This window comes from Clostridium sp. AF17-21AC, assembly GCF_003461365.1.
Classification (GTDB): Bacteria; Bacillota; Clostridia; order Lachnospirales; family Lachnospiraceae; genus Coprococcus; species Coprococcus ammoniilyticus.
Map to the genome: position 1 here is coordinate 448,989 of NZ_QTWY01000001.1, position 13,338 is coordinate 462,326.

The window sequence follows — 13,338 nt, forward strand, 5'->3', positions numbered from 1 at the left end:
GTGAAAAGAATTGGTAATCAGAAGAGGCGATATATTTTATGCTGATTTACGGCCTGTCGTTGGTTCGGAACAGGGAGGAGTCAGACCGGTACTTATCATACAAAATGAAGCGGGAAATAAACACAGTTCTACTGTGATCTGTGCAGCGATCACTAGCAAGATGAACAAGGCGAAGCTGCCTACACATGTTGAGATTGATTCCAGCCGGTATGATCTGGCAAAGGATTCGGTTGTTCTATTGGAACAGGTGCGTACGATCGATAAACAGAGATTAAAAGAAAAAGTATGCCATATGGGAGATGACATTCTGAAAAAGGTAGATATTGCGTTAAAGATCAGTCTGGATCTGTATTGATCTTTGTGGCATGGTAATTATAGACATTGTATAATCATACAGTTATACAGATTCCCATATGAATACGGATTATACAGATTCTCATATGAAAAAATTGACGAATGTTGGAATTAATGATATATTTCCATTATATTTGCATTCGTGTGGAATTAAGAGTGAATGCAGAATGAAACGAACAGGAGAGGTGATTTGTAGACAGAGACTGTCTGGTATATGAAATTATTTAATAACAGAAAAGCTGATGAAGAAAAAGTTGAGGAAGAGATTATTTCCATGGTCAATGAGGGTAATGAACAGGGGCTCATTCATGATGACGAAGTAGAGATGATCACAAATATTTTTGAATTCAGTGAGAAAGAAGTCCGGGATGTTATGACGCCGCGTTCCGATGTAGTTGGAATCGACAAACATACTACAATGGATGAAACGATCAAGATCATGCTGGAGAATAATTATTCCAGATATCCGGTGTTTGATGATGATCTGGACAATATAGTCGGAATCCTTTATTTTAAGGATTTCGTAAAAGCGTATTTAAAGGATAAGAACCAGACGATCGAACAGATCATGGTTGAGCCGCTATTTGTGCATCCGACAAAGAATATATCGGAATTATTCAAACGGATGCAGAAAGAGAAAATCCATATGGTTATTGTGGTGGATGAGTATGGTCAGACAGAAGGCATCATAGCGATGGAAGATATTCTGGAAGAAATTGTCGGCAATATTTTTGATGAATACGACGATGATGACGATGATATTGCACTTGCGGGTCATGGATATATCGTGGGCGGCAGAGCAGAACTGGATGAATTGTCGGAACATCTGGGAATTGAGTTTCCGGATGAGGATTTTCAGACACTGAACGGGTTTATGCTGTATGAACTGGGAAGGCTCCCTTATGAGAACGAAAAAATAGATATTACATATAAGGGATATAATTTTGAGACCATTGGGATCAAGGATAAGATGATCGATAAGGTGCGGATAACCAAGGTTGAAAATGAAAATCAGGTATGATATTATGAACCAGTTGGGCTTATAAAGCTTCAAAAAAGAAACCGATATCCGAAAATGGATATTCAAAAGATAGAATTACAGAGTTAAGGAGTAAAAAAATGTCAGGACATTCAAAATTTGCAAATATTAAACATAAGAAAGAAAAGAACGATGCTGCAAAGGGTAAGATCTTTACCATTATCGGTAAGGAAATTGCGATCGCTGTAAAAGAAGGTGGTGCAAACCCTGATAACAACAGTAAGCTTCGTGATGTAATCGCAAAGGCAAAGGCAAACAATATGCCAAACGATACGATCAAGCGTGGTATCGACAGAGCAGCAGGTGATGCAAACTCAGTAAATTATGTTGCTAATACATACGAAGGATATGGTCCGAACGGTACAGCGATCATCGTTGATACTCTTACAGATAATAAGAACAGAACGGCTGCAAATGTAAGAAATGCATTTACAAAGGGCGGCGGAAACGTAGGAACGACCGGTTGTGTATCTTATATGTTTGATAATAAAGGACAGATCATTATCGATAAAGAAGAATGTGATATGGATGCAGATGATCTTATGATGATGGCACTGGATGCCGGAGCTGAGGATTTCAGTGAAGAGGAAGACAGCTTTGAGATCATCACAACACCGGATGATTTCTCAGCAGTCAGAGAGGCTCTTGAAAAAGAGGGAATCAAGATGGCAGAAGCAGAGCTTACCATGATCCCACAGAACTATGTAGATCTGACAGATCCTGAGGTTGTAAAGAAGTTTACAAGAATTCTGGATCTCTTAGATGAAGATGATGATGTACAGGCCGTATATCACAATGCAAATCTTCCGGATGAGGAATAATTATATCGTTCATGCCATTTGTGCATGAAAGAATTTCCACAGAATCCACATGCAATTTTATGTAAGGTGTTGTGGAGATTCTACCATATATGTATGCCAGGCAGGCAGCAGGACGGCAGAAAGCCGTTTGGCAGCACGCCTGGCATATGGTATGTTAAAAACAAATGCAGAGAGCATATACATTTTACAACAAGAGTAGGAGAGTAGAATGAAGGGAATATTAAGATATTTACGGGACTATAAAAAAGAATCGGTTCTGGCACCATTATTTAAAATGCTGGAAGCCTGTTTCGAACTGCTGATCCCGATCGTAATGGCACATATTATTGATACCGGTATTAAGAATCAGGACATGGGGTATGTTCTTCGGATGTGTCTCGTTATGATCGCACTTGGTATCATCGGCCTGAGCTGTTCACTGACAGCACAGTATTTTTCCGCAAAAGCAGCGACCGGATTCGGAACGGCACTTCGAAGTAATCTGTTCCGTCATATCACAAGTCTTTCTTATAATGAGATTGATACGATCGGAACATCGACACTGCTTACTCGAATGACCAGTGATATCAACCAGATCCAGACAGGTGTCAATCTGGTGCTCCGTTTGTTCTTACGTTCTCCGTTTATCGTATTCGGTGCGATGATCATGTCATTTACGATCGATGTCAAATCAGCCATGACCTTTGTGGTTACAATACCGGCATTGTCGATCGTTGTATTCGGAATTATGCTTGTCAGCATTCCATTGTTTAAGAAGGTACAGGCAAGACTGGATAAGGTCATGCTTCTGACCCGAGAGAATCTGGAAGGTGCCCGTGTGATCCGGGCATTTAACAGACAGCAGAAAGAGGTTGATGAATTCGATAAGTCAACCGATGATCTGATGGATATTCAGTTGTATGTCGGAAGAATCTCGGCATTCTTAAATCCTGTCACATATGTGATCATCAATCTTGCAACTGTTGCGATCATCTGGATCGCAGCCGGACAGACCGATATCGGTATCCTGTCACAGGGTAAGGTTGTTGCACTGATCAACTACATGTCACAGATCTTAGTTGAGCTTGTAAAGCTTGCCAATCTGATCATTAACATCACAAAGTCGATCGCATGTGCAAAGAGAATCAATGTTGTGTTTGATACGAAGCCATCGATCACAGAGGTTGAAGAAGATTCTGCTTTATCAGAAGCACAGAAGGCAGCCGGCCAGGATGTTCCTAAGGTGGTATTTGACAACGTAGCCTTACGGTATGGTAAAGCATCGGAAGATTCACTGACCGGTATATCCTTTACGGCAAAAGCAGGAGAAACGATCGGTATTATCGGTGGTACAGGTTCCGGTAAGAGTTCTCTGGTCAGCCTGATCCCGAGATTCTATGATGCCACCGGTGGTGCGGTTAAGATCGATGGTGTGGATGTAAAGGACTATGATCTCCGTTCCCTTCGAATGAAGGTAGGTGTAGTTCCGCAGAAGGCAGTTCTGTTCCAGGGCACGATCGCCGAGAATATCCGCTGGGGTAAAAATGACGCAACGGAAGAAGAGATCAATGAGGCACTTACGATCGCACAGGCAAAAGAATTCGTTGATCAGAAAACAGATGGCATGAACTTTAAGATTACACAGGGTGGCAAGAACTTATCCGGTGGGCAGAAGCAGCGTCTTACGATCGCAAGAGCAGTTGTAAGAAAGCCTGAGATCCTGATCATGGATGACAGTGCATCGGCACTTGACTTTGCAACAGACGCAGCTCTTCGGCGTGCGATCAAAGAGCAGACAAAGGGTATGACCGTATTTATCGTTTCCCAGCGTGCATCGACGATCATGGGAGCCGATCAGATCATCGTATTAGATGATGGACAGGTTGCAGGTATCGGAACCCACGAAGAATTGTTACAGTCCTGTGAGGTATATCAGGAGATATGTCAGTCACAGTTATCGGCAAATGAAGTATCCGGTAAAAAGACTTCTGCCGGAAATGCAATGGCATAGGAAGGAGGAAGCGACGATGAGTAAAAAAGAAAAAAGTACGTCTGTCAATAAGAAAACACTTGGCAGAATATTAAAGTATATCAAACGATACAGTTTCTTAGTTGTCCTTTCTCTGATCTGTGCAGCGATATCCGTTGTTCTGACCTTATATGCACCGATCATTACCGGACATATGGTAGATAAGATCGTCGGAAAAGGAGCCGTTGATTTCGGAGCATTAAAGACACTGGCAATCCGTTTTGTGATTGTAGTTGCGGTTACGGCAGTCTGCCAGTGGATCATGAATATATTGAATAATAAAGTTACCTATCATGTTGTAAATGATGTCCGTACATCTGCATATAAGAAGTTAGAACAGCTTCCGTTATCCTATGTGGATTCTCACACCCATGGTGATATCGTAAGCCGTGTGATCGCAGATGTAGACCAGTTTTCAGATGGTCTGCTGATGGGCTTTACACAGTTATTTACCGGGGTTATGACTATCGTTGGAACGCTTTGTTTCATGTTATCGATTAACGCTGTGATCACGGTTGCGGTTGTTGTGATCACTCCGGTTTCTCTGTTTGTTGCGGCATTTATCGCAAAGAAAACCTACCATATGTTCAGAAAGCAGGCAGAGATCAAGGGTGAGATGACATCACTTGTTAATGAGATGGTAGAAAACCAGAAGGTTGTAACAGCCTTTTCCATGGAAGAAAATGTAAATGGCAGCTTTAACGAAGTAAATAAGAGATTGAATAAGGCCGGACTGGATGCGACCTTCTTCTCATCCATTACCAATCCGTGTACCCGTTTTGTAAACAGCTTAGTATATACCGGCGTTGGCATCATCGGTGCGGTCATGGCGATCAAGGGAAGAATATCCGTTGGTCAGCTTACCAGCTTTTTAAGCTATGCAAACCAGTATACAAAGCCATTTAATGAGATCTCAGGCGTCGTAACGGAGCTTCAGAATGCACTTGCATCCGCAGCCAGAGTATTTGAGCTGATCGATGAAGAACCGGAGATCGCGGAGCCTGCGGATGCTTATGTGATCGAGAAAGCAGATGGACAGGTGGATCTGTCTCATGCGGATTTCTCTTATAATAAAGATGTAGAACTGATCAAGAATCTGAATCTGAAGGTTGAACCGGGTAAGCGTGTAGCGATCGTCGGACCGACCGGATGTGGTAAGAGTACCGTTATCAATCTTTTAATGCGGTTCTATGATGTAGATGCCGGAGCCATTTCTGTAGATGACCATGATATCCGTCAGGTAACGAGAGAGAGCCTTCGTGATAACTATGGTATGGTTCTTCAGGAGACCTGGTTAAAGACCGGAACGATCAAGGAGAATATCGCATACGGAAGACCGGATGCGACGGATGAGGAGATTATAGAAGCAGCAAAACAGTCCCACGCACACAGCTTTATCAAGCGTTTGCCGGAGGGGTATGATACCATGATATCAGAGGATGGCGGCGGACTGTCACAGGGACAGAAACAGCTCTTATGTATTACCAGAGTTATGCTTGATCTGCCACCGATGCTGATCCTTGATGAAGCAACATCATCGATCGATACAAGAACCGAGATCCGGATCCAGCGTGCATTTGCGAAGATGATGAAGGGAAGAACGAGCTTTGTCGTAGCGCATCGTTTGTCAACGATCAAAGAATCTGATATTATACTGGTTATGAAGGATGGACATATCATAGAGCAGGGTAATCATGAATCACTTTTAGCACAGAAAGGATTCTATTACACCCTTTACAATTCACAGTTTGCACATTAGTAGGAACTAAAAATTTGTATTTATATAAAGGAGACAGGAAGATGAAAGTTAGTGAAAGCGGATATACAAAAGACGAATTACTTGACATAGTAGACAAATACCTAGCCGAGCAGTCCAGAAGATGGAATTTTATCGAGGAAAAGGGAGACGGCATGTATGTGTACGATGAGGAAGGAAATGAATATCTTGACTTCTTCGGCGGCATCGCAGTAAACAGTACCGGTAACTGTAATAAGAAGGTTGCGGCAGCAATCGCAGACCAGTGCCAGAATGTGATCCATGCATCCAATTACGCATATACACTTCCTATGATCCTGCTTGCAAAGAAGATTTGTGAGACGATCGGTATGGAGAAGGTTCTGTTCCAGAATTCAGGAACAGAGACAAATGAAGCAATGATCAAGATGGCAAGAAAATACGGAACCGATCATTACGGACCGGAGCATTATCATATCGTTACAGCCATTAACAGCTTCCATGGCAGAACCTATGGAGCGTTATCAGCAACCGGACAGCCGGACAATGCATGTCAGATCGGTTTCAAGCCGATGCTTCCGGGCTTCACATATGCAGAGTTCAATAATCTTGAGGATTTCAAGAACAAATGTACCAAAGACACAGTTGCAATCATGGTAGAGCCTGTTCAGGGCGAGGGTGGTGTATATCCGGCAACGGAGGAATTCTTAAAAGGACTTCGTGCTTACTGTGACGAGACCGGCATCCTGTTGTTATTCGATGAGGTACAGACCGGATGGGGCAGATGCGGAGATACGATGGCATTTATGACCTATGGAGTGAAACCTGATATGGTATCTATGGCAAAAGCGATCGGCGGCGGTATGCCGATCGGCGCACTTTGTACATCAGCAGAGCTTGCAAGTGCATTTACACCGGGGGCACACGGTTCTACTTATGCAGCCAATCCTGTATGCTGTGCAGCCGCACTTGCAGAGATCGATGAGATCTTAGACAATCATCTTGCAGAGAATGCAAAAGAGACAGGAGCTTATTTTGCAGAACAGCTTTATTCCCTTCCGTATGTGAAGGAAGTACGCGGACGCGGACTTCTGGTTGGCGTTGAATTCACCAAACCAATCGCAAACGAAGTAAAGCATCTGGCTGTTGAGAACAGACTGTTGATCACAGCGGTAAGACCAAATGTGATCCGTATGGCACCGCCACTGATCGTAACAAAGGAACAGTGCGATAAGGCTGTTCAGATCCTGATCAAATGTGTGTCAAAGGCAGCAGAAGAAGCAGATGCATAAGGAGGTAACAGAAGATGGGAAGAACCGCAGAAGAAATGGAAGATGTAACACTTCTCGGCAATAAGAATGTAAAATACAGCATGGACTATGCACCGGAGATGTTACAGACCTTTATCAATAAACATCAGGACAATGATTATTTTGTCAAGTTCAATTGTCCGGAATTTACCAGCTTATGTCCGATCACGGGACAGCCGGATTTTGCAACCGTATATATATCCTATGTTCCGGATGTGAAGATGGTAGAGAGCAAGTCTTTGAAATTATATCTGTTCAGTTTCCGGAATCACGGAGATTTCCACGAGGACTGCATGAACATTATCATGAAGGATCTGATCAAATTGATGGATCCGAAATATATTGAGGTCTGGGGCAAATTCACTCCGAGAGGCGGTATCTCGATCGATCCATATTGTAATTACGGAAGACCGGGAACAAAATGGGAAGAAGTTGCATGGAACAGAATGTCAAATCATGACCTGTATCCGGAAAAGATAGATAACAGATAGGCGGAATGTCAGATGAATTACAGGGAAACAGTTGATTATATCCTAAGCATTCCACTGTTCGCACAGAAGATTGGCACAGAGAATCTTGCCAGTCTTCTTGAACGTTTAGGGAATCCGCAGGATAAGAGCAGAGTGATCCATATAGCAGGAACAAACGGTAAGGGATCGACGGCAAAGGCGCTTGCTACGATACTGATGCATGCAGGCTTTCATGTAGGATTGTTTACATCACCGCATCTTGTCTCGATCAATGAGCGCATACGGTACGATGATGAAATGATCTCAGACGAAGATTTTACATGGGCATTTGAACAGGTGCGGAAGAAGTTCACCGTTCATCCGTCTTTTTTTGAAGTGATGTTTGCGATGGCGGCTGTTTATTATGAGAAGAAGCAGCCGGATTATGTGATTTATGAGACCGGAATGGGTGGCAGGCTGGATGCAACTAATGTCGTAAGACCGGAGCTTTGCATCATCACATCGGTAGGACTTGATCATATGGAATATCTTGGAGATACGATCGCTAAGATCGCAGGAGAGAAAGCAGGGATCATCAAACCGTCAGTTCCGGTCGTATATTTCAAGCGGGATGCGGTTTCGTCTGGAATCATAGAGACTCATGCAAAAGAATTGGATTCTGCCGTAACAGCGGTCGAAAAATCAAACTATATAATAAATGAAATAGATGATAAAACCATTGATTTTTCATTTCATAATCGGTATTATAATTATGACCATTTGAGGATACCGAAAACGTCTCTTTATCAGGTCGAAAATACCTGCCTTGCAGTTGCTTCTTTTGATATCCTGATGCAGACCAGGGATATAGAATATGGGAAAAATGCAGGTGCTGATGTCAGGATAGAGCAGGCAGTCAGAAGCGGATTACTTGATTTTTCATGGGAAGGCAGGATGGAGGAGATCGCACCGGATCTGTTTGTAGATGGTGCACATAATCCGGAAGCAGTCGAATGTTATTGCAGAACACTTCGGACGCTTTATACGAAGAAAAAGAAGATCCTGGTCTTTGCAGCAGTAAAGGACAAGGACTATGATACGATGATACGGGATCTGACAGAAGCACTTTCGTTTGAGAAAATCATAGTTACAAGTGTAGATAATAAACGGAAGGCGCCGGTCTCTCTGATCGCAGACAGGTTCCGGAATTACACAGGACATACGGTGGAGGCATATGAGGATATTGCAGAAGCAATGGATGCCGCCATCCGCTATAAAGAACAGATCACAGATTCAGCAGTCTATTGTGTGGGTTCTCTTTATCTGGTGGGAGAAGTCAAACGCTGGCTTCAGAAGATAAAAGAGAAATCTGCGAATATGGAGGAATAGTATGATAAACTTTGATGAAGAAGTAAAAAAATTCAGACCGACTCTGGAAGTAGACCAGGCAGAAGATGCCATTTATCATAATGATCTGAAGGATATCTCAGATATTATGCAGGAGATGCTTCGTGTAGCAAAGGAAACGGAGAAATAATATGGCAGACGTACTGAATTGTAAGCATTGTGGCGGTAAGATCCTTGTTACCGGATATTGCAGCCAATGTGGGTTAAAGAGTGAATTTGTAAATAAGGCACTGAACACATCCAAATATTATTATAATATTGGTCTGGATAAAGCCAGAGTCCGTGATATGAGTGGTGCAGAAGATGCATTAAAGACAGCCCTTAAATATGACAAGTTGAATATTGATGCCAGAAATCTGCTGGGGCTTGTATATTATGAAACCGGTGAAGTTGTTCTGGCATTAAGCCACTGGGTCATCAGTGTGAATTATTTCAGCGGACGAAATGTTGCAAAACGTTATATCAAAGAGGTGAAGGGCAATCCACACAAGCTTGAAACAACGAACAATGCAGCAAGAAAATACAATCAGGCAGTAAACTATGCCAGACAGGGCAGTAAGGATCTTGCATTTATCCAGCTTCGAAAAGTCTTATCGGATAATCCGAAGTTTGTAAATGGTTATCTGCTGATGGCACTTCTACTGATCGATGATAACAAATATGATAAGGCAAGAAAAGCATTAAAACGTGTCATCAAGATCGACAGAACCAATCCTCTGGCTGTCCGCTATTTCAATGAGATGGGGCATACGGATGAGGAGATCATGAGCTTTCGTGATTATCCGGATGATGATTATGATGCGGATCTGCTGTTTGTGGAAGACCAGCCACGGGCATATGTGGAATCCGATAATGTTGACCGGAATGGAAGACCGACTCCGGTTGGCAGATATAAGGATATTAATTTCTACAAATATTCGCTTGCCTATGTTCTGGCAGGACTGGTATTGGGACTGGCTGTCATGTGGTTCCTTGTTATGCCACAGCATAATAAGAATGCAGATGATGAGAGCAGAAATGTTAAGATTGCCTACAGCGAAGAGATTGCCAATAAGAATACCAAGCTTTCCTCTCTGCAGGATGAGGTTGATTCCCTGACAACAAAGAATAAAGATCTTACGAAGCAGGTCGCAGATTATGAGGAAAAAAGCAAGGCAGATATATCAGATACGGATAAGGTTACGATGCAGCTTGCCATGAAGTATTATAATGATACCCAATATGATAAGGCAATGACAGAGATCGACAAGGTGCTGGAGACCAGCCCGGATTATGATGTTGCTCTGTATTATAAAGCTCTATGCTATCTGGGTACGGAGGATGAGGATAAGGCCAAAGAAGCCTTTGATACATTTATCCAGAAATGTCCAAATTCTATTTATTATACAGTTGCAGTAGCATTGTCTGGTGCAGACACAACGAGTGGAAAAACAGATGATGGAGGCAGCACGACAGAAGGCAGTTCGGAAGGAACAACGGAATCCGATATGGATCCGACAAATGAATAAAAAGAAATCAAGATCATACAAAAGACAAATAAGCAATATTGCTTATTTGTCTTTTTTTGTAAAAAAGAGGTGGCGTATGAATAATTATGAGAAAATAGGGGATACTGTGTTAATAGAGCTTCCGGAAGAAGTTGATGATTACCGGGCATCGATACTGGTGAACGAAACGGAAGAGGTATTTCAGGATGGAAAGATCCGGTACGTGATATTCGATTTCCGGCATACAAGCGTGATGGACAGCTCCGGGATCGGTCTGATCACGAGAAGATTCCGGAATGTATATGACAGAGGTGGAAAGGTGTTTGTGATCCATGCAAATGACAGAATGCAGCGTCTTCTTAAAATGTCCGGAATATTTAAGATCGCAGAGCAGACAGAGGATTTTGAGACTGCGTACAAGCAAGTACATATGTCATAAAATGAAAAGGAGAAGAAAAGAATGAACAGAAATGAAATGAAAATAGAGTTTGGAAGTGATCCAAGAAATGAGAGCTTTGCAAGGGTTGTCGTAGCATCCTTTATGACCCGTACGAATCCGACGCTGGAGGAGGTCGCTGATGTTAAGACAGCCGTGTCGGAAGCAGTTACGAATTCGATCATTCATGGTTATGGGCAAAAAGAGGGAACAATCGAGATACGGGCATACATAGAAGAGCGGAAGCTGTATATAGAGATCACCGATTATGGCTGTGGTATCGAGGATGTGGAAAAGGCAATGGAGCCAATGTTTACAACCGGAAAGGATGGACGGTCGGGAATGGGATTTTCCTTTATGGAAGCCTTTATGGATGAGCTTACGGTAGAGTCGGAGCCGGGAAAAGGAACGACAGTAAAGATGGCAAAAAAAATAGGGGCTGGGTGTGCAGTATAAATGGAAAATAATCTGGATCTTCTTTTACAGGCGAAGAAGGGTGATGACAGTGCAAAAGAAAAACTGGTAGAACAGAACCTTGGACTTGTATGGAGCGTAGCCAGAAGATTTACAGGACGTGGATATGATATCGAGGATCTGTTTCAGATCGGCTGCATCGGATTGATCAAAAGTATTGATAAATTTGATTTTGACTATGATGTGAAGTTTTCGACCTATGCAGTTCCGCTGATCCAGGGGGAAATCCGCCGCTTTTTGCGGGATTACGGCGCAATCAAGGTCAGCCGTAGTCTGAAGGAGATGAATAGTAAGGTAGAGCAATACCGGCAGCGGGTGATCAAGGAAAAGGGCTATGAGCCTGAGATTGAAGAGATCGCTGCTGCCCTTTCTTATGATGCAGGGGAGATCGTAATGGCAATGGAGGCTTCGTTGGAGCCGGAGTCTCTGGATGCTCCGGGTGTATATTCAAAAACGGAGGAATATAGCCAGGAGATTGTTGATCATTTGTCGTTGATGCAGATGCTGGAACGGTTGGAGCCGGAGGAACAGCGTTTGATCCAGCTTCGGTATTTTGAAGACAAAACGCAGTCGGAGACCGGAAAACTGCTTGGTATCAGCCAGGTTCAGGTGAGCCGGCAGGAAAAACGGATCCTTGAGAAATTAAAAGAAAGTGTATAAAAAGAACAGATGCGGATACCCTAATCCTGTAAGAATATGGGAAAGCAGGTTTCGTAATATGGCAGAAATGGTATATTTGCAGTTGGCAGAAAGTGTTCTGGCGGAAAAACGAAAGGTATTGATCCGGGATGTATCGAAGGTCGTATCCGACAATCTGGATCTGAAAAATAAAATCGAAAAAATTGAACTGATGAATTTTTCTACCAGTTCAAAGGAACAGCAGGTCATATCCATATTGGATATCATAGAGGAGATCAGAAAAAACTGCGATGGGGAGCTGTGTATCCAGAATCTTGGACAGCCTGATGTCGTTGTATATTATAAGGCATTCGATCCGTCGGACCGGATAAAGCAGAAGTTCAAATTTATATTTCTATGCCTGATCGCATTCTTTGGTGCTGGATTTTCAATTATATCCTATAACTCGGATGTGAATCTGGTCGGACAGCTTGATCTGCTTCAGAATGTATTTACCGGAGGCAGTGAATCAGGAGCCATGATTGGCGGTGTTGCCTATTCACTGGGCTTGTTCATTGGAATCATTGTATTCTTTAATCATGGAGCCAATAAGAAATTTACCGATGATCCGACCCCGCTTCAGGTGCAGATGCGGCAGTATGAACAGGAGATCAATCAGACAGTGATCACGGATTCTGTAAGAAAGAAGGATGTGCGGGATGCTGATTAGACATATCTGTTATGCACTGGTTGCATTTATCGGAGGGGCAGCTATATCCAGTGGTTATTTTGCATTTATATCCCTGATCGGAGTATTCCCCAAGCTGGCGGAAAAGGTGAAAGGCAACCGGCACTATATGCTGGTGGAATGTCTGCTGGCATATGGTGCTGTGGCAGGAAATATCGTATATATATTTAATATCCGGATCCCGCTTGCAATTCCTGGGCTGGCTTTTGTAACCCTGCTTGGCGGTATCTTTACAGGCTGTCTGGTTGGTGCGCTCGCAGAGGTGCTGAATGTATTTCCGATCATATCCAGACGGTTTTCAATCCGGCGTTATATTCCTTACATCATATACATGGTTGCAGCAGGGAAACTCGTGGGTTCTGTTCTTGGTCTGATATCAACCGGACTGGTCTAGGAATGCGATTTATATGCATAGTTTTCATGCAAATGGAAAATACTGAAGAATAGAACCC

At 42.9% G+C, this 13,338-nt stretch carries 15 protein-coding genes; all 15 read left to right on the forward strand.

Annotated features, from left to right (window positions below):
- Window positions 1-10 precede the first annotated feature (10 nt).
- The 15 genes from DWW85_RS02040 (at window position 11) to DWW85_RS02105 (ending at window position 13,280) form a co-directional block, all read left to right on the forward strand.
- Entirely contained in the window at window positions 11-355 is a 345-nt protein-coding gene (locus DWW85_RS02040) for a type II toxin-antitoxin system PemK/MazF family toxin (protein WP_008402980.1), read from the forward strand.
- A gap of 213 nt (window positions 356-568) precedes the next feature.
- On the forward strand, window positions 569-1,375 hold the full coding sequence (locus DWW85_RS02045; RefSeq protein WP_021944484.1) for a hemolysin family protein: 807 nt from the start codon (window positions 569-571) through the stop codon (window positions 1,373-1,375).
- A 98-nt stretch (window positions 1,376-1,473) separates the two neighbouring features.
- Window positions 1,474-2,214, forward strand: coding sequence for a YebC/PmpR family DNA-binding transcriptional regulator (locus DWW85_RS02050; protein ID WP_008402983.1), 741 nt, complete (start codon window positions 1,474-1,476; stop codon window positions 2,212-2,214).
- A gap of 208 nt (window positions 2,215-2,422) precedes the next feature.
- Complete coding sequence (locus tag DWW85_RS02055) at window positions 2,423-4,204, forward strand: ABC transporter ATP-binding protein (RefSeq protein WP_117807347.1); 1,782 nt, start codon at window positions 2,423-2,425, stop codon at window positions 4,202-4,204.
- 16 nt (window positions 4,205-4,220) lie between these two features.
- The gene (locus DWW85_RS02060) at window positions 4,221-5,981 is read left to right on the forward strand and encodes an ABC transporter ATP-binding protein (protein WP_117807348.1); all 1,761 of its coding nucleotides are present in this window, start codon (window positions 4,221-4,223) and stop codon (window positions 5,979-5,981) included.
- A gap of 41 nt (window positions 5,982-6,022) precedes the next feature.
- Entirely contained in the window at window positions 6,023-7,249 is a 1,227-nt protein-coding gene (locus DWW85_RS02065) for an acetylornithine/succinylornithine family transaminase (protein WP_117807349.1), read from the forward strand.
- A 14-nt stretch (window positions 7,250-7,263) separates the two neighbouring features.
- Complete coding sequence (gene queF / locus DWW85_RS02070) at window positions 7,264-7,758, forward strand: preQ(1) synthase (protein WP_008402990.1); 495 nt, start codon at window positions 7,264-7,266, stop codon at window positions 7,756-7,758.
- A gap of 12 nt (window positions 7,759-7,770) precedes the next feature.
- Window positions 7,771-9,105, forward strand: coding sequence for a folylpolyglutamate synthase/dihydrofolate synthase family protein (locus tag DWW85_RS02075; RefSeq protein ID WP_117807350.1), 1,335 nt, complete (start codon window positions 7,771-7,773; stop codon window positions 9,103-9,105).
- A gap of 1 nt (window position 9,106) precedes the next feature.
- A complete protein-coding gene (locus DWW85_RS12645) occupies window positions 9,107-9,253 on the forward strand; it encodes a hypothetical protein (RefSeq protein WP_021944479.1) in 147 nt (48 codons plus the stop codon).
- Window position 9,254: 1 nt separating this feature from the next.
- Entirely contained in the window at window positions 9,255-10,631 is a 1,377-nt protein-coding gene (locus tag DWW85_RS02080) for a tetratricopeptide repeat protein (protein ID WP_117807351.1), read from the forward strand.
- Between the two features lie 76 nt (window positions 10,632-10,707).
- Window positions 10,708-11,049, forward strand: coding sequence for an STAS domain-containing protein (locus tag DWW85_RS02085; RefSeq protein ID WP_117807352.1), 342 nt, complete (start codon window positions 10,708-10,710; stop codon window positions 11,047-11,049).
- Window positions 11,050-11,070: 21 nt separating this feature from the next.
- Window positions 11,071-11,502, forward strand: coding sequence for an anti-sigma F factor (gene spoIIAB / locus DWW85_RS02090; protein ID WP_021944476.1), 432 nt, complete (start codon window positions 11,071-11,073; stop codon window positions 11,500-11,502).
- On the forward strand, window positions 11,503-12,180 hold the full coding sequence (locus DWW85_RS02095; RefSeq protein ID WP_021944475.1) for a sigma-70 family RNA polymerase sigma factor: 678 nt from the start codon (window positions 11,503-11,505) through the stop codon (window positions 12,178-12,180).
- 58 nt (window positions 12,181-12,238) lie between these two features.
- The gene (locus tag DWW85_RS02100; protein WP_021944474.1) at window positions 12,239-12,868 is read left to right on the forward strand and encodes a stage V sporulation protein AA; all 630 of its coding nucleotides are present in this window, start codon (window positions 12,239-12,241) and stop codon (window positions 12,866-12,868) included.
- Window positions 12,858-13,280: a stage V sporulation protein AB gene (locus DWW85_RS02105; RefSeq protein ID WP_117785469.1), complete on the forward strand. Its 423-nt coding sequence runs from the start codon at window positions 12,858-12,860 to the stop codon at window positions 13,278-13,280. Before DWW85_RS02100 ends, DWW85_RS02105 begins: the two co-directional genes overlap by 11 nt.
- Window positions 13,281-13,338: the final 58 nt, after the last annotated feature.

Coding starts and splice junctions, on each gene's coding strand:
- DWW85_RS02105 (WP_117785469.1), top strand. CDS start 12,858: ATGCTGATTAGACATATCTGTTATGCACTGGTTGCATTTATCGGAGGG.
- DWW85_RS02065 (WP_117807349.1), top strand. CDS start 6,023: ATGAAAGTTAGTGAAAGCGGATATACAAAAGACGAATTACTTGACATA.
- DWW85_RS02045 (WP_021944484.1), top strand. CDS start 569: ATGAAATTATTTAATAACAGAAAAGCTGATGAAGAAAAAGTTGAGGAA.
- DWW85_RS02100 (WP_021944474.1), top strand. CDS start 12,239: ATGGCAGAAATGGTATATTTGCAGTTGGCAGAAAGTGTTCTGGCGGAA.
- DWW85_RS02050 (WP_008402983.1), top strand. CDS start 1,474: ATGTCAGGACATTCAAAATTTGCAAATATTAAACATAAGAAAGAAAAG.
- DWW85_RS02080 (WP_117807351.1), top strand. CDS start 9,255: ATGGCAGACGTACTGAATTGTAAGCATTGTGGCGGTAAGATCCTTGTT.
- DWW85_RS02060 (WP_117807348.1), top strand. CDS start 4,221: ATGAGTAAAAAAGAAAAAAGTACGTCTGTCAATAAGAAAACACTTGGC.
- DWW85_RS02055 (WP_117807347.1), top strand. CDS start 2,423: ATGAAGGGAATATTAAGATATTTACGGGACTATAAAAAAGAATCGGTT.
- queF (WP_008402990.1), top strand. CDS start 7,264: ATGGGAAGAACCGCAGAAGAAATGGAAGATGTAACACTTCTCGGCAAT.
- DWW85_RS02085 (WP_117807352.1), top strand. CDS start 10,708: ATGAATAATTATGAGAAAATAGGGGATACTGTGTTAATAGAGCTTCCG.
- DWW85_RS02075 (WP_117807350.1), top strand. CDS start 7,771: ATGAATTACAGGGAAACAGTTGATTATATCCTAAGCATTCCACTGTTC.
- spoIIAB (WP_021944476.1), top strand. CDS start 11,071: ATGAACAGAAATGAAATGAAAATAGAGTTTGGAAGTGATCCAAGAAAT.
- DWW85_RS02095 (WP_021944475.1), top strand. CDS start 11,503: ATGGAAAATAATCTGGATCTTCTTTTACAGGCGAAGAAGGGTGATGAC.
- DWW85_RS12645 (WP_021944479.1), top strand. CDS start 9,107: ATGATAAACTTTGATGAAGAAGTAAAAAAATTCAGACCGACTCTGGAA.